Origin of the sequence: Streptomyces sp. MBT53, from assembly GCF_016654115.1 — a bacterium.
GTDB lineage: Bacteria > Actinomycetota > Actinomycetes > Streptomycetales > Streptomycetaceae > Streptomyces.
In genome coordinates, this window is sequence record NZ_JAEQAZ010000520.1 from 1 (window position 1) to 396 (window position 396).

The window sequence follows — 396 nt, forward strand, 5'->3', positions numbered from 1 at the left end:
CGGCGATCGCCGACGCGAACGGCGCGATCCAGCAGGCCACCGCCGCGCTCACCACCGCCCGGCCGGAGCTGGCAGCAGCGGAGGCGACCGCCGCCGACCGGCCCGGTCGGATCCGCAAGGCGGAACAGGACCACGGGACGGCCGTGGAGAAAGCGGCGCGGGACGCGGAGGCCGAGGTCGTCGCGGCCGACAACCTCCGGATCGCCACGGAGCACGAGACCGACGCCCAGGAGCAGGCGACCGAGGCCGCTGCCGAGGTCGCCCGCCGCGAGAAGGAGGTCGTCGACACCGTCACCGCCCAGATACAGGCCGCCGCCGACCAGATGGCGTCCACCGCCGCGCTGCCAGGGCTGTCCAGCGACGTCCACGACAGTGCTCCGACCCCCGAACAGTCGT

The 396-nt window shown here is 74.7% G+C and carries 1 protein-coding gene; it reads left to right on the forward strand.

The window, feature by feature from the left end; all coding sequences use genetic code 11:
• Window positions 1-396: hypothetical protein (locus JHN45_RS52570; RefSeq protein WP_201056607.1), on the forward strand; the 396-nt coding region annotated here is incomplete at both ends.